This is a genomic window from Aeromicrobium sp. SP1, assembly GCF_055663785.1.
Genome location: NZ_JBQVVK010000001.1, coordinates 3,293,169 through 3,314,101 on the forward strand (window position 1 = coordinate 3,293,169; position 20,933 = coordinate 3,314,101).

Annotated in this window: 16 protein-coding genes; 8 read left to right on the forward strand and 8 right to left on the reverse strand. The window is 71.3% G+C overall.

Features of this window, described 5'->3' with window-relative positions; all coding sequences use genetic code 11:
* Positions 1-296: 296 nt before the first annotated feature.
* Positions 297-1,256 (forward strand): M23 family metallopeptidase, encoded by a 960-nt coding sequence (locus ACT26F_RS16075; RefSeq protein WP_471671557.1) that lies wholly within the window; start codon positions 297-299, stop codon positions 1,254-1,256.
* Positions 1,257-1,368: 112 nt separating this feature from the next.
* On the opposite strand, the gene pcrA is transcribed toward ACT26F_RS16075, so the two are convergent.
* Together pcrA and zwf are read right to left on the reverse strand one after the other, a co-directional pair.
* The gene (gene pcrA / locus ACT26F_RS16080; RefSeq protein WP_471671558.1) at positions 1,369-3,714 is read right to left on the reverse strand and encodes a DNA helicase PcrA; all 2,346 of its coding nucleotides are present in this window, start codon (positions 3,712-3,714) and stop codon (positions 1,369-1,371) included.
* 104 nt (positions 3,715-3,818) lie between these two features.
* Positions 3,819-5,255 carry a glucose-6-phosphate dehydrogenase gene (gene zwf, locus ACT26F_RS16085; protein ID WP_471671559.1) on the reverse strand — a complete coding sequence of 479 codons (1,437 nt, stop codon included), beginning with the start codon at positions 5,253-5,255 and terminating at the stop codon, positions 3,819-3,821.
* 179 nt (positions 5,256-5,434) lie between these two features.
* Between zwf and ACT26F_RS16090 the strand changes: the two genes are divergently transcribed.
* Complete coding sequence (locus tag ACT26F_RS16090) at positions 5,435-7,579, forward strand: hypothetical protein (protein WP_471671560.1); 2,145 nt, start codon at positions 5,435-5,437, stop codon at positions 7,577-7,579.
* A 169-nt stretch (positions 7,580-7,748) separates the two neighbouring features.
* Positions 7,749-8,900 carry a N(5)-(carboxyethyl)ornithine synthase gene (locus tag ACT26F_RS16095; protein WP_471671561.1) on the forward strand — a complete coding sequence of 384 codons (1,152 nt, stop codon included), beginning with the start codon at positions 7,749-7,751 and terminating at the stop codon, positions 8,898-8,900.
* 23 nt (positions 8,901-8,923) lie between these two features.
* On the opposite strand, the gene ACT26F_RS16100 is transcribed toward ACT26F_RS16095, so the two are convergent.
* Positions 8,924-9,571 carry a LuxR C-terminal-related transcriptional regulator gene (locus tag ACT26F_RS16100; protein WP_471671562.1) on the reverse strand — a complete coding sequence of 216 codons (648 nt, stop codon included), beginning with the start codon at positions 9,569-9,571 and terminating at the stop codon, positions 8,924-8,926.
* Entirely contained in the window at positions 9,568-10,860 is a 1,293-nt protein-coding gene (locus tag ACT26F_RS16105) for an ATP-binding protein (protein ID WP_471671563.1), read from the reverse strand. The genes ACT26F_RS16100 and ACT26F_RS16105 overlap by 4 nt, the downstream gene beginning before the upstream one ends.
* A 132-nt stretch (positions 10,861-10,992) precedes the next feature.
* On the opposite strand from ACT26F_RS16105, the gene ACT26F_RS16110 reads away from it, so the two are divergent.
* Genes ACT26F_RS16110 through ACT26F_RS16120 form a run of 3 tightly spaced genes read left to right on the forward strand, consistent with a single transcriptional unit; the run spans position 10,993 to position 12,667 of the window.
* Positions 10,993-12,204 (forward strand): PspC domain-containing protein, encoded by a 1,212-nt coding sequence (locus ACT26F_RS16110; protein ID WP_471671564.1) that lies wholly within the window; start codon positions 10,993-10,995, stop codon positions 12,202-12,204.
* Positions 12,201-12,386, forward strand: coding sequence for a hypothetical protein (locus tag ACT26F_RS16115; RefSeq protein WP_471671565.1), 186 nt, complete (start codon positions 12,201-12,203; stop codon positions 12,384-12,386). The genes ACT26F_RS16110 and ACT26F_RS16115 overlap by 4 nt, the downstream gene beginning before the upstream one ends.
* Positions 12,383-12,667: a PspC domain-containing protein gene (locus ACT26F_RS16120; RefSeq protein WP_471671566.1), complete on the forward strand. Its 285-nt coding sequence runs from the start codon at positions 12,383-12,385 to the stop codon at positions 12,665-12,667. The genes ACT26F_RS16115 and ACT26F_RS16120 overlap by 4 nt, the downstream gene beginning before the upstream one ends.
* On the opposite strand, the gene ACT26F_RS16125 is transcribed toward ACT26F_RS16120, so the two are convergent.
* Together ACT26F_RS16125 and ACT26F_RS16130 are read right to left on the reverse strand one after the other, a co-directional pair.
* Complete coding sequence (locus ACT26F_RS16125; protein WP_471671567.1) at positions 12,597-13,652, reverse strand: glycerophosphodiester phosphodiesterase family protein; 1,056 nt, start codon at positions 13,650-13,652, stop codon at positions 12,597-12,599. The two genes, ACT26F_RS16120 and ACT26F_RS16125, sit on opposite strands and share 71 nt — an antisense overlap.
* Positions 13,653-13,656: 4 nt before the next feature.
* Positions 13,657-15,126: a gamma-glutamyltransferase gene (locus ACT26F_RS16130; protein ID WP_471671568.1), complete on the reverse strand. Its 1,470-nt coding sequence runs from the start codon at positions 15,124-15,126 to the stop codon at positions 13,657-13,659.
* A 100-nt stretch (positions 15,127-15,226) separates the two neighbouring features.
* Between ACT26F_RS16130 and ACT26F_RS16135 the strand changes: the two genes are divergently transcribed.
* Positions 15,227-16,420, forward strand: a complete 1,194-nt coding sequence (locus ACT26F_RS16135) for an MFS transporter (protein WP_471671569.1) — start codon at positions 15,227-15,229, stop codon at positions 16,418-16,420.
* 76 nt (positions 16,421-16,496) lie between these two features.
* Entirely contained in the window at positions 16,497-18,815 is a 2,319-nt protein-coding gene (locus tag ACT26F_RS16140; protein WP_471671570.1) for a glycoside hydrolase family 31 protein, read from the forward strand.
* On the opposite strand, the gene ACT26F_RS16145 is transcribed toward ACT26F_RS16140, so the two are convergent.
* Both ACT26F_RS16145 and ACT26F_RS16150 read right to left on the reverse strand, forming a co-directional pair.
* A complete protein-coding gene (locus tag ACT26F_RS16145; protein ID WP_471671571.1) occupies positions 18,816-19,820 on the reverse strand; it encodes an esterase/lipase family protein in 1,005 nt (334 codons plus the stop codon). It abuts the gene before it with no gap.
* A gap of 140 nt (positions 19,821-19,960) precedes the next feature.
* Positions 19,961-20,932 carry a sulfate/molybdate ABC transporter ATP-binding protein gene (locus ACT26F_RS16150; protein ID WP_471671572.1) on the reverse strand — a complete coding sequence of 324 codons (972 nt, stop codon included), beginning with the start codon at positions 20,930-20,932 and terminating at the stop codon, positions 19,961-19,963.
* Position 20,933 lies beyond the last annotated feature (1 nt).

The following is a 20,933-nucleotide window of genomic DNA, read 5'->3' on the forward strand; positions in this document are numbered from 1 at the left end:
TGCGTAAACGTGAGTTGAATCACCGTCTCGGAATGCGGACGGATGGCCGTGACTTTCGTCTGTGATCACTGGAGTAACACAGGTTTGACATGTAGGCGACTTGGAATGGCCCCCGCCTGTTCGCCTAGACTCGACAAGTCCGTCCCCCACCCCCCGGAGGCATTATCCGTATGGCCGAAGACGATCGCTCCCTCGAGAGCGGTCGGTCGACCCCGAATGCGGTTGACGGACCCCGGACGGTGGGCGCGCGCCGCGCGCCCCGTCCCGTGGACGCCGATTCTGAGTCCACGGTCCTGATGCAGGCGGTGACGGCCGACGGCCCCGCGCCCGTGACCTCCCCCGGATCGACGCAGACCTACACGACCGGTCGACGCGCCAAGGCGCCCACGCCGGTGGCCGGCCGTCGTCGTGACGCCGCCGAGACCCCGGTCGCCGCCAGGGACGACTTCCTCACGAACGCCATCGCGAACGAGGACACGATCGTGTTCCCCGCGATCGGCAGCCTGCCCGAGGGTCGGATGCCCGGCGCCCGCCGTGCCCGCGTCCGCGCCGCTCGGGCCTCGCGCGCCCGCAGCCGCGCCACCGTGCTCGCTGGTGTCGCGACCGTCGCCGTCGCCGCGATCGGCTCGCTCACGATCGCCTCGCCGGCATCGGTGTTCGCCGGTCAGGACGCCGCGCTCGCCAAGAGCTACGTCGGCGCGAACGCCACGAACGCCACCGACGTGTCCCGCAACTTCGACCGCGAGCTGGCGGTCCAGAAGCCGATGCAGGCCAAGCAGGTCCAGAAGGCCATCGCCGACTACAAGGCCAGTGTCGCCAAGCAGAACGAGAAGCGCGGCGAGGAGATCATCAAGAACCAGTGGGTTCTTCCGGTCGTCGGCTATCGACTCACGGCGCGCTTCGGCCAGGGCGGCGGCCTGTGGAGCAGTGGTCGCCACACCGGCCTGGACTTCGCCGGTCCGTCCGGCACCCCGATCGTCGCGGTCGCCGGTGGCACCGTCACGTCGGCCGGCTACGAGGGCTCGTACGGCAACCGCACGGTCATCACGCTCGTCGACGGCACCGAGCTCTGGTACTGCCACCAGAGCGCCATCCACGTCACGGTCGGCGAGGAGGTCGCCCCCGGCGACGCGATCGGCCTGACCGGTGCGACCGGCAACGTGACCGGCCCGCACCTGCACCTCGAGGTGCACCCCGGCGGCGGCGGCGCCGTCGACCCGTACGCCGCGCTCGTCGCGCACGGCGTCACGCCGTAGTCGTCACCGCCTCGCGTGGGTGATCTCGATACGCGGCTCGTTCCTCGCCTGCTACTCGATCACCGGCAGGCCGGTGATCGAGTAGTCGCGGTGAGCGGAGCGAGCGCGTCGGTCACAGCTTTTCGAGCGGCGCGTAGCGCAGCAGCAGGCGCTTGACGCCCGCCGAGCCGAAGTCGACGCTGGCGACCGACTTCTGGCCCGAACCCTCGACCGCGACGACCGTGCCCAGTCCGAAGCTGTCGTGGGTGACCCGGTCGCCCGCGGCGAGCGAGACGACGTCCTGCGTCGTGCGCTTCGTCGCGCGGGCGGCGACGGTCGACGAGCGGAAGGTCGCCGACGGGGTGCGCGGAGCCCACTGCGTCGGGGCGGATGCCTGACGCTTCCAGTCCACGAGCGTGGGCGGGATCTCGTCGAGGAACCGCGACGGCGGGTTGTACGCCGGGGCGCCCCACGCCGAGCGGACACTGGCCCGGGTCAGGTACAGCCGCTGCCGCGCTCGCGTGATGCCCACGTACGCGAGCCGCCGCTCCTCCTCGAGCTCCTTCGGGTCACCGATCGACCGCAGGTGCGGGAAGACGCCGTCCTCCAGCCCCGTCAGGAACACGACCGGGAACTCCAGTCCCTTCGCCGTGTGCAGGGTCATCAGGGTGACGACGCCGTCGTCGAAGTCAGGGATCGCGTCGGCGTCGGCGACGAGCGCGACCTGCTCGAGGAAGGCGTCGAGGGAGCCGGGGGTGAGGTCGACGGCCGCGTCCGCCTCGTCGACGGGGCTGTCCTCCGCGGTGACGTCGGAGGCGCCGGCGACGAACTCGCGGGCGACGGCGACGAGCTCGGCGAGGTTCTCGACCCGGGTCTCGTCCTGCGGGTCGTTGCTCTGTTCGAGTGTGGTGAGGTAGCCCGACCGCGTGAGGGCCGCCTCGAGGACGGCGTCGGCCGGTGCCCCGGACGCGGCCAGGTCCCTGAGTGTCCCCATCATCTCGGCGAACGCGGCGACGGCCGTGCGTGACCGGGTGGCCAGCTCGTCGATCTCGTCGACGCGGGTCATCGCGTCCCAGAAGCCGATGTCGTGCCGGGCGGCGAATCGCTCGAGGGCACTCTCGGCGCGGGCCCCGATGCCGCGCTTGGGCTCGTTGAGGATCCGTCGCAGCGACACCGTGTCGCGGGGATTGACCAACGACCGCACGTACGCGAGCGCGTCCTTGACCTCCTTGCGCTCGTAGAAGCGCACGCCGCCGACGACGCGGTAGGGCAGGCCGACGCGGATGAACACCTCCTCGAACACACGGGACTGCGCGTTGGTGCGGTAGAAGACGGCCACGTCGCGTGGTGCGGCCACGCCCTCGTCGGAGAGCCGGTCGATCTCGTCGGCGATGTACTGGGCCTCGTCGCGTTCGTCATCACCGACGTAGCCGACGAGCTGCTCACCGTCGCCCTCGGCCGACCACAGCTTCTTCTCCTGGCGGCCGGGGTTGCGGCTGATCACGCCGTTGGCGGCCGCGAGGATGTTCTGCGTCGAGCGGTAGTTCTGCTCGAGCAGGACGGTGGTCGCGTTGGGGAAGTCGGACTCGAACTCCAGGATGTTGCGGATGCTGGCGCCGCGGAACGCGTAGATCGACTGGTCGGAGTCACCCACGACCATGAGGTCGGACTCGGGGTCGCACAGCTCCTTCACGAGCGTGTACTGGGCGTGGTTCGTGTCCTGGTACTCGTCGACCAGCACGTGACGGAACCGCCGACGGTACGTCTCGCGGACCTCGGGAAACGCCTGGAACAGGTGGACCGTGGTCATGATGAGGTCGTCGAAGTCCATCGCGTTCGCGGCCCGGAGGCGGCGCTGGTACTCCGCGTAGCAGGTCGCGTAGGTCTCCTCGGTCGGATTGGCCGCCTTGCGCGCGGCCTCCTCGTGGTCGACCAGCTCGTTCTTGTGGTTCGAGACCCAGTGCAGGACGGCGCGCGGGTTGACCTTCTTGGGATCGAGGTCGAGGTCGCGGCAGACCAGCGTCATGAGCCGGCGCGAGTCGGCGGCGTCGTAGATCGAGAACGACGAGGTGTACCCGAAGGCGTCCGCCTCGCGTCGCAGGATCCGCACGCACGCGGAGTGGAACGTGGAGACCCACATCATCCGGGCCCGCCCACCGACGAGCTCGGCGACGCGCTCGCGCATCTCGGCGGCGGCCTTGTTCGTGAACGTGATCGCCAGGATCGAGCCGGGGTGCGCTCCGCGGGCCGCGATGAGCCACGCGATGCGCCGGGTCAGGACGCGGGTCTTGCCCGAGCCGGCGCCGGCCACGACGAGCAGCGGGCCGCCCCAGTGCGAGACGGCCGTGCGCTGGGCGTCGTTGAGGCCGTCGAGCAACGCGTCGGACCTGGCCTTGCGCTGCTCGGCGGACGGCTTCTCGGGCGTGGCCGCGGAGGGCTTCGCGGGGCGGGCGGAGGGCACGGGAAATGGCAGGGTCATCGCACGCACCAGCCTAGTCGTGGCGTCCGACACCCCTCGCGCAGACCGCGCCGGGTCGACGGTCGCCTTCGGTCGCGCAGGACCTCGTGCGGGCCAGCCCGCGGCTACTCGGCGTTGGGGTTCGGGGCCCGCCACTTGCGCTCGAACGGCAGTCGCCAGCTGCTGGGGGCGATCAGCTGGTGGACGCTGTTCGGTCCGTACGTGCCCGGGTCGTACGGGCGGACCGGCGGCGGATCGTCCAGCAGCGGCTGGCTGAGCTCCCACAACCGCTCGATGCCCTCGGCCGTCGTGAACAGCGTGCGCTCGCCGCGCATCGCGTCGTAGATGAGGCGCTCGTAGGCCTCCAGCACGGCACCCGTGTGCTCGCTCTCGCGCATCGCGAACTGCATCGAGAGCTTGTCCAGGCGCATGCCCGGTCCCGGGCGCTTGCCGTAGAACGACAGCGACATGCGCGACGAGTCCGCGAGGTCGAACGTGAGGTGGTCGGGACCGGCGAGGCCGACCCCCGATCCGTGCGGGAACATGCTCTGGGGTGGCTCACGGAACGCGATCGAGATGATCCGCGCGCCCTCGGCCATCTTCTTGCCGGTGCGCAGGTAGAACGGCACGCCCGCCCAGCGCCAGTTGTCGATCTCGGCGCGCAGCGCCACGAAGGTCTCGGTCTCCGAGTCGGGCGCGACGCCCTTCTCCAGCCGGTAGCCCTGGTACTGCCCGCGCACGACGTGGTGCGGCTCGACCATCCGCATGGAGCGGAAGACCTTGTTCTTCTCCTCGCTGATGGAGGAGCCGTCGAGGGTCGTCGGCGGCTCCATCGCCATGAACGCCAGCACCTGGAACAGGTGCGTGACGACCATGTCCTTGTAGGCGCCCGTGCCCTCGTAGAAGCCGCTGCGACCCTCGAGCGACAGCACCTCCGGCACGTCGATCTGCACGTGGTCGATGAAGTTGCGGTTCCAGATCGGCTCGAACAGGCCGTTCGCGAAGCGGAACGCGAGGATGTTGAGCGCCGCCTCCTTGCCCAGGAAGTGGTCGATGCGGAAGATCTGGTCCTCGTCGAACACCTCGTGCAGCGCGGCGTTGAGTGATCGCGCCGAGACCAGGTCGGTGCCGAACGGCTTCTCCATGATGATGCGCGACCGGTCGACGAGGCGGGCCGCGTCGAGGGTGTGCACGACGTCGAGGGCCGACTTCGGCGGCACGCTCAGATAGTGCAGGCGGCGGCCCGGTCCGCCGAGCTCGTCCTCCAGTCGTCCGGCCAGCGCGGCGAGCGCCTCGGGCCCGTCCGCGACGTTGACGTAGTGCAGCTTCGGCGCGAACGCGTCCCACTGGTCCTCGTCGAAGGTCCTCGAGCCGAACTCGCGGACGGAGTCCGCGGCGAACCGGCGGAACCCGTCGTCGTCGAAGTCGTCCATCGACACGCCGATGATGCGTGACTCGCCGGCCAGTCCGGTCTGCAGCAGGTGGAGCATCCCGGGCAGCAACTTGCGCCGGGCCAGGTCTCCCGTGGCGCCGAACAGCACGATCAGATGAGGCTCACTCATGCCGGCACCGCCGGGAAGGGCAACGACGATGGCGGACCGGCATTCGGGTGCCGTTGTTCGCTCGCTGGCGCTCACTCATGTCGACTCCTTCGACAAGGGCAGCGTAGGCCGAGTCCGTTGCGAACGCATGAACGCGAGCGGACGCGGCAGGGCAGGAGCGCCTCGCTACGGTGAAGCCCATGCGTGACGTGCGTGGGGTGTGGCGGACCGTGCTCGGTTTCGTCCTCGCGATGCTCGCGGTCACGCTGTTGATCCAGATCGACCCGGACGTGCCGGGGTTGGATCGGGAGCCGCCGCGCGAGATCCCCGTCGCGGTCGTGGGCGCGAACCCGGACGCGACCACGATGCGCGATGCGCTGAACGGTCCGGCTGACCATCCGCTGGCCGCCGCCGTCCGGTCGTCCGAGGAGCTGGCGGACCACCAGCTGCACGAGCGGGTGGTCAGCGCCGTCCTCGTGATGGGCCCGAAGGGACGCCACGAGCTGCGCGTGACGTCGGCCGCGAACGAGGCCGAGGCCGAGCAGGCCGGCAAGGTCGTCGCGCAGATCCTCGCCGTGAGCAACCAGACCGCGTCCGTCGAGGACGTCGTGCCCAACGACCCGCGCGACCCGGGCGGCATCGGGTCGTTCCGGCTCGCCGCCGGCTGGTCGGTCCTGGGCGTCGTCTTCGCCGGTCTGCTCGGACTCGTGTTCGGGGCGCGCTCGACGGCACTGCGGCTCGTGACGCTGAGGTTCGCCGGGCTGGCCGCGGGAGCCGCGGTGGCCGGACTGGGCGGAGCCGTCCTCGACGACCTCGTGCTGCGCCGCTTCGACGCGCCGTTCTGGGAGCTGGCCGGGTTCGGGGCGCTGCTCGTGCTGGGAGTCGGTGCCGTGACGTTGGCACTGCTCTCGTGGTTCGGCGCGTGGGGCCTGCTCGTGTCCACGCTCGTGATCGTCGTGCTCGGGTTCCCCGGTGCGATCGGCGCGTGGCCGCTCACGGGCCTCGACGAGGTGTGGCCCACGATGCTGGCCTGGCTGCCACCGGGTGCGGGCACGTGGGCGATCCGCGGGTTGGCGTACTTCGGCGGAGCGGGCGTCCTGCGGGTCGTGCTGATGATGGTCGGCTGGACGATCGTGGGCTACCTGCTGTGCCTGCTGGCGGCGACCGACCACGACGACGACCGCCGGCTCCGTCGGTTCCACCCGCGGTTGCGGCGCAGCCCGGCGCTGTCGGCGTTCGGCGGCATCCTGATGGTCGGCGTGCTCGTCGCGCTGCCCGCCTCGCCCTCGTTCACCCGCACCGACCTGAGCCCGGCGCTGCAGGTCGCGTGCGAGCCCTACACGCGCCCCACGACGGTCGACCAGCTCAACGAGGAGATCGAGACCAACCCGGGCCTGGAGGGTTTCGTCGGCGGCGACATCGGCGCCAGCACGAAGGTCGCGGACGGCCGGATGCTGTTCGTCTTCGGCGACACGATCCGCCAGCCCGACTATGGATCTCTGCAACTCGTACGCAACTCGATGCTCGTGTTCGACGACGACTGCGCGGGCGCCCTGCAGCGACGCGACCGGGGCGCCGTGATCCCCGACCGCGCCGACGGGGTCGGCTACTGGCCGATGTCGATCGCGTCGGTCGAGCTGGACGGCTACAACCTCGTCGGCGTGATGGCGCAGCGGGTCCAGCGCACGGGCAACACCGCCTTCGACTTCCAGAACCTCGGACCGTCGCTCGCGGTGTTCCGGGTCGACCGGGACCGGCCTCCCGTGCTGCAGCGCGTGGTCGACCTCGGCGAGGACGACCCGTCGACCGCGAGGCCGGCCTGGGGCGCCGCCGCGGCGGTCGACGGCACGACGGTCTACCTCTATGGCACGAGCCGGCCGACCGACGAGGGCTTCGGCTGGGCGCTCTCGGTGGCACGGGTCGAGCTGGCCGACATCGGCACGCCCGGGAAGTGGCGATTCTGGGACGGCTCGACGTGGCAGCGGGACGCGGACCGGGCGGCCGTGCTGATCCCCGAGGACGACGGTGTGTCCCAGACGCTCTCGGTGTTCGAGCAGGACGGCACGTGGTACGCGATCAGCAAGCAGGCCGACTTCATCGGGACCCACCTCGTGGCGTGGACGGCGCCGACGCCGCAGGGACCGTTCACCGCCAACCCGCCACTGGCCGAGATCCCCTCGACCGACGACATCCTGCGCTACGACCCGCTGGCCCACCCCGACCTGCTGCCGCAGGACGGCACGATGGTGGTCTCGGTGAGCCGCAACACGACGACGAAGGCCGACGAGATCGTGACCGACCCGAGCCTGTACCGCCCGGAGTTCCTGCGCGTGACCCTGCCCTGACGCGCCGGGGCGGTCCGGGATTTGGGGCCTGGAACTACGGTGGAACATCGGCACCTTTCAGGTTCCGCCACCCAGGGATCACCCATGACCGACAGGTCGCGCCACCCCGTTCCGTCCACCGCGCCCGACCGATCAGGTCCGTCCCGCCGCCACGACGTGGAGCGCTGAGGTGGCCACGCTCACGGTCGGGGTCCTCGCGCACTCCGGCAAGGAGAACGAGCACCGCCTGCCGATCCACCCGAGCCACTTCGTGGACATCGAGCCGCACCTGCGGCCGTTCCTGCAGCTCGAGCACGGCTACGGGGAGCGCTTCGGCGTCACCGACGCGGAGCTGCTCCCGTGGGTGGGCAGGATCGCCTCACGGGCCGAGCTGATCGCCGACTGCGACGTCATCCTGCTTCCCAAGGTCCAGGCCGACGACCTCCTGGACCTGCGGGTCGGGCAGACGGTGTGGGGCTGGCCGCACTGCGTCCAGGACGCCGCGCTCACCCAGATCGCCATCCAGCGACGACTGACGCTCATCGCGTTCGAGGCGATGAACCACTGGACCGCCGACGGGCGCTTCGCCCTGCACGTCTTCCACAAGAACAACGAGCTGGCCGGCTACTGCTCGGTGCTGCACGCCCTCGAGCTCGCGGGCAGGACCGGCGACTACGGCCGTCGGCTGAGGGCCACCGTCGTCGGGTTCGGGGCCACGGCCCGCGGCGCGGTGACGGCCCTCAACGCCCACGGCGTGAGCGAGGTGCACGTCCTGACGCACCGCGACGTCGCCGCGGTCGGCTCACCGATCCACGGAACCCAGATCGTCCAGCTCGAGCGTGGCCCGGACGATCCGACCACCATGTGGGCGCAGACGCCGGACGGGCTCGTGCCGGTCGCCGAGTTCCTCGCCTCCGCCGACATCGTCGTCAACTGCGTCCTGCAGAACCCCGACGCGCCGCTGACGTTCCTCGACGAGGGCGACCTCAAGGCCTTCGAGCCGGGAAGCATCATCGTGGACGTCTCGTGCGACGAGGGCATGGGCTTCAGCTGGGCGCGCCCGACCACGTTCGCCGATCCGTCGTTCGTCGTCGGTGACAACGTGCTCTACTACGCCGTCGACCACAGCCCCTCCTACCTGTGGGACTCGGCCACGTGGGAGATCAGCTCGGCGCTGCTCCCGCACCTCGCGATGGTCATGGAGGGCCCGTCGGGCTGGGACCGCGCCTCCGTCATCTCCCGGGCGATCGAGATCCGCGACGGCGTCGTCGTGAACCCCGCGATCCTGTCCTTCCAGCAGCGTGCCGAGGCGTATCCGCATCCGGTGCTCGCGGCCGGGTGATCCTCGCCGCGTGGCGGTGGCGGTCAGATCAGCCGGCGGTCGTTGGCCCAGCGGGTCAGTTCGTGGCGGCTCGACAGCTGCAGCTTGCGCAGGACGCTCGAGACATGGGTCTCGACGGTCTTGACGGAGATGAACAGCTCCTTCGCGACCTCCTTGTACGCGTAGCCGCGGGCGATCAGGCGCATGACCTCGCGCTCGCGCTCGGTCAGCCGGTCGAGGTCCTCGTCGACCTGCGCGACCTCGATCGTGCCGGCGAAGGCGTCCAGCACGAACCCGGCCAGCCGAGGGCTGAACACCGCGTCGCCCGCCGCGACGCGATCGATCGCGTCGAGCAGCTCCTCGGCGGAGATGTTCTTCGTGACGTAGCCGCGGGCGCCGGCGCGGATCACGCCGATGACGTCCTCGGCGGCATCGCTGACGGAGAGGGCCAGGAACGTCGTGCCCGCGGCCGTGGAGCGGCGGATCACCTCGGGCCCGCCCCCGCCGGGCAGGTGGACGTCGAGCAGGACGACGTCGGGCCGGGCCTGCGCGATCGCGGCGACGGCCGTGTCGACGTCCTCGGCCTCGGCGACGACCTCGACCCGGCCGCTGCCGAGCCGCTCCAGCTCGGCGCGGACCCCGGTGCGGAACATCGCGTGGTCGTCGACGACCACGACGGACAGGACGGTCATGACGGCGTCTCCCTCTCGGTGGTGGGGCACGCGTTCGGCTCCAGGTTCGGGTCCATGCTCGGTCCCGCGGTGGTCCCGACCACGGGCATCGTGAGGGCGACCTCGGTGCCCTCGTCGGCTCCGCTGCGCAGCCGGACCGTGCCGCGGTGGCGGTGCACGCGGCCGATGATCGAGTTGCGGATGCCGAGGCGGTCGTCGGGGACCGTGGAGAGGTCGAAGCCGACCCCGCGGTCGCGCACGAAGACCTCGAGCCGGTCGTCGATCCGCTCCGCGTAGACGTCGACGCGCGAGGCGCCCGAGTGCTTCGCGGCGTTGACGACGGCCTCGCGGGTCGCGGCGAGCAGGGCACGCACGCCGTCGTCGACCGCGGCGTCGCCGACGGTCACCACCTCGACCGGGACCCGGTGGTCGGTCTCGACGTCGGTGGCGACGTCGCGCAGGCCCGTCGCGAACGTGGCGGTCGCGTCCTGGCGGCCGTACAGCCACTCGCGCAGCTCACGCTCCTGGCGGCGGGCGAGCGTCGCGACGGTCGCCGGGTCGCTGGCGTTCTTCTGCAGGAGTGCGAGCGTCTGCAGCACCGAGTCGTGCAGGTGCGCGGCCACGTCGGCGCGCTCCTGCGACCGGATCCGCTCGCGCCGCTCCGCGCCGAGGTCGGACGACAGCCGCACGATCCACGGGCCGAGGATCAGCCCGACGCCGACGAACGCGATGACCATCGCGGCGGCGAAGTCGAGCGCGGCCGACCAGCCGCGGTTGACCGTGAGCACGTAGAGGACGCCGAGCCCGATCAGCACGACTCCGACGACGAGTCGCAGCAGGAAGCCCGGCCCGCTGGTCTGCCGCAGCCACGAGTTCCAGGCGGCGTCGTCGAACAGCCGCCACACGACGGCGATGCCGGTCACGACCAGCAGCAGCGGCACCATCCAGCCCTCGAACCAGCCGCCGGTGAGCCCGAGCAGGCCGAGCACGCCCAGCCCGACGGCGACGATCGCCGCGCTCTGCAGGACCTCGCGGCGGGAGGGCCCCGGCGACGACGTGCGCAGTCCGCGGCGCTCGGCGGACTGCAGCCCCGGGGACTCCTCGGTGGCCTGCAGCGGCAGGAACCGCCACAGCAGCAGATAGGCCAGGACGCCGATCCCGTTCAGCAGCGTCGCGACGACGAAGCCGACGCGAACCCACAGGACCGGGACGCCGAGGTGCTCGGCCAGTCCGGCGCCGACCCCGCCGACGATCCGCCCGCCGACCGGGCGGTACGCACGGCGGAAGCCGTCGGGGGCAGCGGTGGTCATGCTCCCAAGCCTCACACGCGGGCGCGCGTGGACGCCATGGGGCACGACCCCGGTCCCTCGCCGAGGGACACCGGGGTGCAGTCAGGGTCGATCCCGATGGTCTTCTCCCGGCGCGCTGGGCAGGCTGGAGCCATGAGCACTCCCGACACCGGCTCCAGGCTCGATGCCCTGCGGCGCACGACCGGCGACCAGAAGATGGTCGGCGGCGTCGCGGGCGGCATCGCCAAGGCGCTGAACATCGACCCCGTCATCGTCCGCATCGCGTTCGTCGTGCTCGTCTTCGTCGGCTTCGCCGGGCCGCTGCTGTACGTCGCGTTCTGGCTGCTCGTGCCGGTCGAGGGGGACGACCGCAGTCCGCTCGGTGCCGCCTTCGACCTCAAGTCCGAGTCGCAGCTGCGCACGATCGGCCTCGTGGTCGCTGCAGCCCTCGCGCTCGCCGCCGTCCTCGGTGACTCGGCGTGGGGGCCGGGACCGTGGATCTGGGGCCCGGTCTGGGCGCTGTTCTGGCTCGGCCTGCTGATCGGCGGCCCGTACTGGTTCTTCTTCGTGCGTCCCCGCCAGAAGGCCCAGGCGGTCCGACCGATGTACGCCCCGCCGCCGCCCTACGACCCGAAGGAGACCACCATGAACGCCACCGTCGAGAGCACCGAGGGCACCGTCGTCCTCGATGCGCCGACCGCAGGAGGTGTCGTCCCGCCGCCGGCCGATCCCGTCGCGCCCGTGCCCGGCCCGGTGCCCCCGCGTCCACCGCGCGAGCGCTGGTCGCCCGCCCTGCTCCTGCTCACCCTGTCCGCGATCCTCGCGGCGATGGGAGGCCTGGCACTGTGGTCGCTCGTGCAGGACCCCGTGCCGCTCGCTCTCTATCCCGCCGTCTCGCTCGGCATCGTCGCCGGCGGCCTGCTGATCGGCACGAAGGTCGGTCATCCCGGCGCGCTGATCCCCGTCGGCCTGCTGCTCCTGCCGGTGCTGGCCGTGACGAGCGTCATCCCCAACCTCGACGGCGGCAACCTCGACCTGCATCCGACCACCGCGGCCCAGATCGCCGCACCCATCGAGCAGGGCTTCGGCCGCATCCACGTCGACCTGACCTCGATCTCGGACCCCTCGACGCTCGGCGGTCGCACGCTCGAGATCGAGCACGGCCTCGGCCAGACCGTCGTGATCGTCCCGGACGACATGGACGTCGAGGTCGACGCCCAGCTCTCCGGAGGCGGTCGGATCGACGTGTTCGGCGAGGTCAGCGACGGCGACTCGCCGCGGATCCAGAAGGCCCCCGACGCCCCCGGGGCCTACCGGATCCTGATCACCGGAACGGCGGGCGAGATTCAGGTGGTGCGCTCGTGAAGACCCATCCGCTGCGCTGGGACGCCCTCGTCTTCGGCGTCCTGTTCGCCCTCGTCGTCGCCTGCTGGGCCCTGCTGTCCACCGACGCCGTCACCGCCGACGACCTGCGCGTCGCCGGCCCGATCGCCCTCATCCTCGCCGGACTCGCCGGCATCGCATTCACCCTCAGGAGGTCCTCATGACCAGCCCGACCCCCGGCCCGATCCCCGGCCCGAAGCGGCTGACCCGCAGCACGACGGACTCGTGGCTCGGAGGCGTGTGCGGCGGTCTCGCCACGTACACCGGCGTCGACGCGAACCTCATCCGGATCGCGACACTCGTGCTCGCGGTGCTGGGCTTCGGACTCGTGATCGTGGTCTACATCGTCGCGTGGATCATCGTGCCCCAGGACGTCACGGTGCCGCCGGCGCCGCCGGTGTACCCGAGCGATGGGCCGACCGCGCCGCCACCGCCGTCTGCGTGAAGTCGCTGAAGACCCCGTCGACCCCGGCGGCGTAGAAGGCCAGCAACTCGGCCCGAGCGTCGCCGGGGTCGGCCTTGTCCGCTCCGCTGCGCAGGTTGACGGGCAGGAAGGCGTTCTCGTCCCGCATCGTCCACACGTGCACGAGCAGCCCGGCCGCGTGGGCGTGCTCGACCAGGCCCGTCCCGCCGGCGAGGGCCCCCGCCGCGTCGCGGGCGATCACGAGGCCCTTGTGCGGGCCGATCCCGTTCGCGTAGCCGGCGATCCACGCGAGCTGCTCGGGGGCCGTGAGGGCACGGTAGTCGCGCGGGTCGTAGGTCGAGACGAGGTCGTACGGACCGCCCTGGTGCTCCAGGAGCTGGATCAGCGGCAGCGGGGTCCGGTCGCGCAGGGCGCGCAGGTTGGCGGTCTCCATCGACTGGATCACGACCTTCGCGCCCGCCTCGTTCAGGCCGCGCCGCTCGAGCGTCGCGATGAGGAGGTCGTTGAGGTCCAGGCCGATGCCGCGGAAGTACGTCGGGTGCTTCGTCTCGACGTAGACCCCGATCGGCTCCACCCCCGGGCCGCGGCGCAGGTTCTCGGCCTCGGCGATGTCGAGTACCTCGTCGAACGTGAGGATCTGCTCGGTCCCGGCCAGCGGGAGGTTCTGCGGCCTCAGGTCGGGCAGCCGCTCGCGCGTGCGCAGGGTCTTGATCTCGTCGAGCGTGAAGTCCTCGGCGAACCAGCCCGTGACCGCGAGGCCGTCGACGAACTTCGTCGTGCGGCGGTCGGCGAACACGCGGCGCTCGGCGACGTCGGTGGTACCACCGATCTCGTTCTCGTGCCGGACGACGAGCGCGCCGTCCTTCGTCGCCACGAGGTCGGGCTCGATGTAGTCGGCGCCCTGCTCGATGCCCAGCAGGTACGAGGGCCGGGTGTGCTCCAGCCGATGGCCCGGGACCCCGCGGTGCGCGATGACGACGGGCTCGGGCACGAGCGATGCGGTCACGGCGTCAGCGTAGTGAATCGGTCACCCGCACGGCACCGTCGCGGCGCGGGTCCGCCGCCGCGACGAGGGCGCGTTCGGCGGTGCACATGGCGCCCGCGACACCGCCGAAGTACATCGTCAGGTCGTCGGGGTCCTCGACCTTGATCTCCTCGTCGGCGGTGGCGGCGCGGTGCACGTGGACGCGCGGGTGGTCGATCGCCTCCTGCAGGCTCAACCCGTCCTCGACGAGGCCCGTCAGCGCCTGCACGATCGCCGTCGTGATCCGGTCGGCGCCGGGCGAGCCGATCGCGAGCACGCCGCCGTCGCGGTGGCGGCCGACCGTCGGTGCCATGTTCGACAGCAGCCGCGTCCCGGGCGGCAGTCCGTGCAGACCGCGGGGGTTCAGCTCCTGCTCGCCGAGGCAGTTGTTGAGCCAGATGCCGGTACCCCTCGCGATCATCCCCGAGCTGTAGCCCGACGAGATCGTGACGGCGCACGCGGTGCCGTCGGCATCGGTCGTCGACACGTGCGCGGTCGAGCCGGACTCCAGCAGCGCGAGCCCGTCGCGGTCGACGAGGTCGAGGAACGCCGCCGCATCGCGCTCGAGGTCGTCCGTGTGGTCGAACACCCGGAGACGTTCGCCCAGGACGCGTCGCTGGACGCGCACGAGGTGGTCGCGGTCGTCGAGGCCGTGGCCCGCCATGAGGCGCAGCATCGCCGCGACGGTCACCCCGCCGACGGCGGGCGGAGGATTCGTGCCGAGCGTCCAGTCGCCCATCCGCGCCGTCAACGACGGCCGGGTGACCGGGGCATAGGCGGCGAGGTCCTCGACCCCGAGGACGCCGCCGCGCTCCTGCACGTCCGCGGCGATCACGCGCCCCAGCTCTCCGGTGTAGAGCTCCTGCGGGCCGTGGTCGGCGATGCGGCCGAGCGAGTCGGCCAGTCCGGGGACGACGAGGTCGTGCTCGGCGATCGTGCCGTCCGGACCGTGCACCGCGATCCGGCTCGCGGGGTCCCAGCCGAAGATCGACTCGTGCACGTAGTCGAGGTAGAAGCGCGACGCGGCGCTGAGCCGGAACCCGCGCCGTGCGACGTCGATCGCCGGCGCGACCAGCTCGGCCCACGGCAACCGGCCCCAACGGCGATGCACCTCGCCGAACGCGGCGATCGCCCCGTGCACCGCGACCGAGCCCGCGCCGATCGTCACGTCGACGCCTCCGCCGTACGAGGTGTGCACGTCCCACGTGCCCCCGCCGAGGTTCCGGCCGGATCGGCCGGGCATGTCCATCCAGCCGTCGACCGTGACCGGTCCGCTGCCGTCGGGCGGCTGGATCGTCAGGAAGCCGCCCGCACTGGGCGACACGATGCCGACCTCGTTGACCATCGTCACGAACGCGGCCGCCAGCGCGGCGTCGATCGCGTTGCCGCCGGCGGCGACGACGGCCTGACCGGCATCGGCGGCCGCCGAGTTCGGAGCGGCGATCGCGACCTTCACGGGCTCAGGCTACGAGGAATCGGTCACCCCCGCCCGGAGGTGACCGGGATCGCGCTGCGCACCGGGAATGCCGAGTGGTCCGGCCGGCTTGCACCTTGTCGTGACCGCGACCCGACTCGAGACCCCGACCCGCGCCCGCCACATCACGTTGGCCCTGCTGGCGCTCGGCCTGGGCGGCTTCGCGATCGGCACGACGGAGTTCGTGACGATGGGCCTGCTGCCCGACGTCGCCGCCAGCATCGGCAAGGACATCCCGACGACCGGCCACATCATCACGGCGTACGCGTTCGGTGTCGTGGTGGGCGCTCCGCTCATCGTGTCGCTGGGGGCTCGCCTACCGAAGCGCGGGCTCCTGCTGGGCCTGCTCGCGGCGGTCGCCGTCGGCAATGCGCTGACCTCGCTCGCGAGCGGCTACCTGCCGGTGCTGCTGTCGCGATTCGTCGCGGGTCTGCCGCACGGCGCCTACTTCGGCGTCGCGTCCCTCGTGGCCGCCTCCCTCGTGCCGGTCGGGCAGAAGGGCCGCGCCGTCAGCATGGTCATGATGGGACTCTCGGCCGCCACCGTCGCGGGGGTGCCGGTGAGCACGTGGCTGGGCCAGCTGTCGTCCTGGCGCGCCGCGTACGCCCTGGTCGTGCTCATCGCGATCGCCGCGGCCGCCATGGTCGTGCTGTTCGTGCCCCGGATCGACGGTGACCCGGGCGCGAGCGTGCGCGGCGAGCTCGCGGCGCTGCGCGAGCCGGCCGTGATCGTCGCCTTCCTGACCGGGATGGTCGGCTTCGGCGGACTGTTCGCGATGTACAGCTACGTCGCGCCGATCGTGACGGAGGTCGTCGGGCTGCCGGAGGGCGCGATCCCGGTCTTCCTGCTCGCCTTCGGGACGGGGTCGGTCTTCGGCACGTGGCTGGCCGGCCGTCTAGCCGACTGGGACAACGTGCGCCAGGTGGTCGGCGGTCTCGCGGCCACGATCGTGGTGCTCGTGCTGTTCTTCGCGTTCGCCGAGCACGCCACCGTGGCCCTGCTGGGCGTCTTCGCGGTGGGATCGCTCGGCAGCGTCGTCGCGATCGGCCTGCAGATCCGGCTCATGGCGGCGGCCGGCGACGCGCAGATGCTCGGCGCCGCGCTCAACCACTCGAGCCTCAACATCGCGAACGGCCTCGGCGCCTGGCTCGGCGGCCTCGTGATCGCGGCCGGCGCCGGCTACGCCGCCCCTGCCCTCGTCGGCGCCGCCCTCGCCGGCGCCGGACTGACGATCTTCCTCGTCGGCCTCAGGAGCGCGCCCGTCCCGTCCCGCTGAGTGGCACGTCTCGACATGGAAATGCGCCGTTTTCGTGTCGAAACGCGAAACTCGGCGAGTGTGCCACGATCGGGACATGCGCGCTTACGGCGACCTCGAGCCCCTCGCCGATCCTGATGCGGTCGTCATCGGGGATCGGTTCCGGATCACGGTCCTGACCGAGGGGCTGCTGCGGCTGGAGTACGCCGAGGACGGCACGTTCGAGGACCGCCCCAGCGCGTTCGCCCTCCACCGCCGGCACAGCGTGCCCGAGTTCTCGGTGACCGTCGAGGACGGCTGGCTCGTGCTCGACACCGCGCGGGTCCGGCTGACGTACGACCGTGGTCCGTTCACGGCGAACGGCCTGTCCGCGCAGGTCAAGGGCAATGTCAGCTCCTACCACTCGGTCTGGCGGTTCGGGGCCGCGCTGGAGACGCTCGGCGGCACCGCCCGCACGCTCGACGAGGTCGACGGCTCGCTGCCGCTCGACCCGGGTGTCGTCTCCCGGCAGGGCTTCGCCGTGATCGACGACTCGACCTCGCCCGTCCTCGACGGGGACTGGTTCGCACCACGGACGCCCGAGTCCGGCCGGAGCGACCTCTACCTCTTCGCGTACGGCCTCGACCACGCCGAGGCCGTGCGTGCGCTGTACGCCGTCAGCGGTCGTCAGCCCGTGCTGCCGCGGTGGGCGCTCGGCAACTGGTGGAGCCGGTACCACGCGTACAGCGACACCGAGTACCGCGACCTCGTGGAGCGCTTCGAGGCCGAGGACCTGCCGTTCTCGGTCGCGGTCCTCGACATGGACTGGCACCGCGTCGCCGACGTCGACCCCCGGTACGGCAGCGGGTGGACGGGCTACAGCTGGAACCGCGAGCTCTTCCCCGACCCGCCGGCCTTCCTCGCGTGGCTGCACGAGCGCGGGCTGCGCGTGACGCTCAACGTCCACCCCGCCGACGGCGTGCGCGCCTACGAGGACGCGTACCCCGCGATGTGCAGGGCGCTCGGTCGCGACCCGTCCGCCGGCGAGCCGATCGCCTTCGACGTCACCGACCGGCGATTCATGGATGCCTACTTCGACGTGCTCCACCGTGGACTCGAGGCCGACGGCGTCGACTTCTGGTGGCTCGACTGGCAGCAGGGGCCCTACTCGCGGCTGGCCGGCATCGATCCGCTGTGGGTGCTGAACCACCTGCACTTCCTGGACAACCGGCACGACGGACGCCGACCGCTGACCTTCTCGCGCTACGCGGGTCCCGGCAGCCACCGGTATCCCGTCGGCTTCTCGGGCGACTCGGTCGTGTCGTGGGCCTCGCTGGACTTCCAGGCGGAGTTCACGGCCTCGGCGTCCAACATCGGCTACGGCTGGTGGAGCCACGACGTCGGCGGCCACTTCCGCGGGTACCGCGACGACGAGCTCATGACCCGGTGGGTGCAGCTCGGCGTGTTCTCACCGATCCTTCGGCTGCACTCGAGCGACAACCCGTTCCTGGGCAAGGAGCCGTGGCGCTACCCGGGCGACGTCCGCGCGGTGATCGGCGAGCAGCTGCGGTGGCGGAACCGACTCGTGCCGTACCTGCACGCCATGAACCATCGGTCGGCGCGCGTGGGCGAGCCGCTCGTCCGGCCGATGTACTGGACCCACCCGCAGGCGGACGAGGCCTACGCGGTCCCGAACCAGTTCTGGTTCGGGACCGAGTTCGTCGTCGCACCGGTCACCACCCCGGCCGACCCCGCCTCGACCCTTGGGGCGGTCGAGGCCTGGTTGCCGCCGGGACGCTGGGTCGACCTGGTGACCGAGGCGGTCTACGACGGCGATCGCACGGCCGTCCTGCACCGGCCGCTCGCCTCGATACCGGTCCTGGCGAAGGCGGGGGCGATCGTGCCCCTCGCACTGGACGGGGAACGGGCGGAGACGGCCGCCCCCGAGGAGCTCGACCTCGTCGTGGTCGTCGGTTTGGACGGTGCGTTCGACCTCGTCGAGGACGACGGCACGGGCGACGGGCTCGACGACTCCCACGTCGCGACGACGCCGCTGCGCTGGGACCAGGCGTCCGGGACGCTGCGGATCGGCCCCGCGACCGGCGGCACGGCACTGCTGCCCGCGCGCCGTCGTTGGCGCGTCAGGTTCCCCGCCGCAGGTCACGAGCCCGTCGCGACCGAGGGGCCCGTGGACGAGGTCCTCGAGGTCGAGATCGGCCCGGGCGCGACCGCGACCACGGCGGACGTGCGAGACCGGATGTTCGACCTGCTGGACCGCGCACAGCTGCCCTTCGCCGACAAGACGGCCGCGTGGGCCGTGGTCTCGGCGGACAAGTCGAGGGCGACCAGGCTCGCGAGCCTGGCCGCCCTCGGTCTCCACCGTCCCGTGGAGTCGATGCTCGTCGAGCTGCTGGGCTGCGACGAGGGACTGGACTGATCAGCCGATCAGTTGGGTGTTCCCGAACAGCGGCGTCTGGGCGTAGCACCAGATGGCGCGCTGGTCGCTCGGGTCGAGCTTGTTCAGCACGATCTGCGCGACGTTCTTGCTGTACGGCAGGCTCACGTGCTCGGACTTGTCGTTGCTGCAGACCTTCTGGATCGTGATGTTGTCGACGGTGGCGCCCGGCCCGGCCTTGATCTCGCCCTGCGTGTAGGGCGTCACGACCTCGTCCTGCGTCGTGTTGATCGTCGTGTAGACCTCGCCCGCGACGGTCTCGCCGTTGCCGTTGAGGTTCTGGTAGAACGGCGCCTGCGGATTCGGGCTCTGGTCGGCCTGCTGGACCGCGGCCGGCATCCCGATGAGGTCGAGCAGGCCCATCGCCACCCCGAAGAGCTGGATCGTCTTGCCGAACTCCGTGATGCCCGAGAGCGTCGTCGGGTGGTTCGACGGCGCGAGGGCGATCGTCTGGTTCACCTTCGGGGCGCCGCCGAGCAGGTTCGTGTAGTAGCGGATCAGCGCGCCGCCCTGCGAGTGGCCGATCAGGTCGACCTTCGTGGCGCCGGAGCTGGCGAGCACCTTGTCGACGAACGGACCGAGCTCCTTCGCGCTCGCGATCATGTCGCCCGTGCCGTTGAGGAACGGCAGCCCCGTGGTGTTGCCGTAGTTGAGGGCGTAGACGCAGTAGCCCTTGTCCTTGACGATCGGCGACAGGCCGTTCCAGTTGTCGTACGCGTTCTCCCACGTGCCGTGGACGAGCACGACCGGGTTCGGGTGCTTCCGGCTCGGCTTGCAGGACCAGTCGTTCGCGCCGCTCGGGTTCTTCTCGGCGTTGAGGATCGAGGTGCCGAGCGCGGCCGGGAACGAGTTGTCCTGGCCGAGCGCTCCGTACTTGATGCTGTGGGGGATCGGGTTGACCCAGGCGGCCTGGGCGGGTGCCTGGAGCACGAGGGTCGCGGTGGCGAGGGCGGCGGCGACGAGGGCCAACCGGCGGGTGTGGCGCATGGAGACTCCTGTGTGACCTGCGTCTCACTTCCCGTGAGGCGTAGGTCACAGAGTAACCACGAGTTACCCCGTCGTCGAGGCCTCCCCGCGCCCGAATCCGGGCCTACTTCGCGAGGGTGTGACGCCTGTGACGCGAGGGTCTACTGGTGAGTCACTTGGAGGGCGCCGGCAGCCGGGCGGAGCCAGACGTGCAGGCCCTCGCGCAGGCCGAGGGACGCGGCCTCGCTGCGGGTGAGCGAGACCTGCACGGGCTGGGGGAAGCGAGGATCGGTCGGCGTGACCTCGATCCGCACCTCGAAGCCCACGCGCGTCCAGCGCGTGATCGGTCCGTCGACCTCCGAGGGCACCGCGACCGTCGAGACCTCGATGTCGTGCGGCCGGATCTGCCGGCCGGCCAACTGGGTGACCGGGCCGAGGAAGCTCAGCACGAAGTCGTTCGCGGGCGTGTCGTAGAGGTCGTCGGGGCTGCCGATCTGCTCGATGCGACCCTCGTTGATCACGACGATCGAGTCGGCGACCTCGAGCGCCTCCTCCTGGTCGTGCGTCACGAACACCGTCGTCACGTGGACCTCGTCGTGCAGGCGGCGCAGCCAGTCGCGCAACTCCTTGCGGACCTTCGCGTCGAGGGCTCCGAAGGGCTCGTCGAGCAGCAGGACGCTCGGCTCGATCGCGAGGGCGCGGGCGAGGGCCATGCGCTGGCGCTGGCCGCCGGACAGCTGCGAGGGGAGCCGGTCGCGGAACTGCGACAGGTGCACGAGCTCGAGCAGCTCGTCGACCTTCGCGGCGATCTCGGCCTTCGGGCGCTTGCGGATCTCGAGCCCGAACGCGACGTTCTTCGCGACGGTCATGTGCTTGAACGCCGCGTAGTGCTGGAACACGAAGCCCACGTTGCGCTTCTGCGCCGGGATGTGTGTCGTGTCGCGGCCCTCGATCACGACGGTGCCGGAGTCGGCGGTGTCGAGGCCGGCGATGATCCGCAGCAGGGTCGACTTGCCGCCGCCGCTGGGACCGAGCAGCGCGGTCAGCTGGCCCGTGGGGATCTTGAGGTCGATGTCCTCCAGGGCGACGAAGTCGCCGAAGCGCTTCGTGACGCCGGTGATCTCGATACTCATC

Excerpts from the sequence above, each read along its gene's own strand:
- ACT26F_RS16075 (WP_471671557.1), top strand. The coding sequence starts at position 297 with ATGCAGGCGGTGACGGCCGACGGCCCCGCGCCCGTGACCTCCCCCGGA.
- pcrA (WP_471671558.1), bottom strand. The coding sequence starts at position 3,714 with ATGACCCTGCCATTTCCCGTGCCCTCCGCCCGCCCCGCGAAGCCCTCC.
- zwf (WP_471671559.1), bottom strand. The coding sequence starts at position 5,255 with ATGAGTGAGCCTCATCTGATCGTGCTGTTCGGCGCCACGGGAGACCTG.
- ACT26F_RS16090 (WP_471671560.1), top strand. The coding sequence starts at position 5,435 with ATGCGTGACGTGCGTGGGGTGTGGCGGACCGTGCTCGGTTTCGTCCTC.
- ACT26F_RS16100 (WP_471671562.1), bottom strand. The coding sequence starts at position 9,571 with ATGACCGTCCTGTCCGTCGTGGTCGTCGACGACCACGCGATGTTCCGC.
- ACT26F_RS16105 (WP_471671563.1), bottom strand. The coding sequence starts at position 10,860 with ATGACCACCGCTGCCCCCGACGGCTTCCGCCGTGCGTACCGCCCGGTC.
- ACT26F_RS16110 (WP_471671564.1), top strand. The coding sequence starts at position 10,993 with ATGAGCACTCCCGACACCGGCTCCAGGCTCGATGCCCTGCGGCGCACG.
- ACT26F_RS16120 (WP_471671566.1), top strand. The coding sequence starts at position 12,383 with ATGACCAGCCCGACCCCCGGCCCGATCCCCGGCCCGAAGCGGCTGACC.
- ACT26F_RS16140 (WP_471671570.1), top strand. The coding sequence starts at position 16,497 with ATGCGCGCTTACGGCGACCTCGAGCCCCTCGCCGATCCTGATGCGGTC.
- ACT26F_RS16145 (WP_471671571.1), bottom strand. The coding sequence starts at position 19,820 with ATGCGCCACACCCGCCGGTTGGCCCTCGTCGCCGCCGCCCTCGCCACC.
- ACT26F_RS16150 (WP_471671572.1), bottom strand. The coding sequence starts at position 20,932 with ATGAGTATCGAGATCACCGGCGTCACGAAGCGCTTCGGCGACTTCGTC.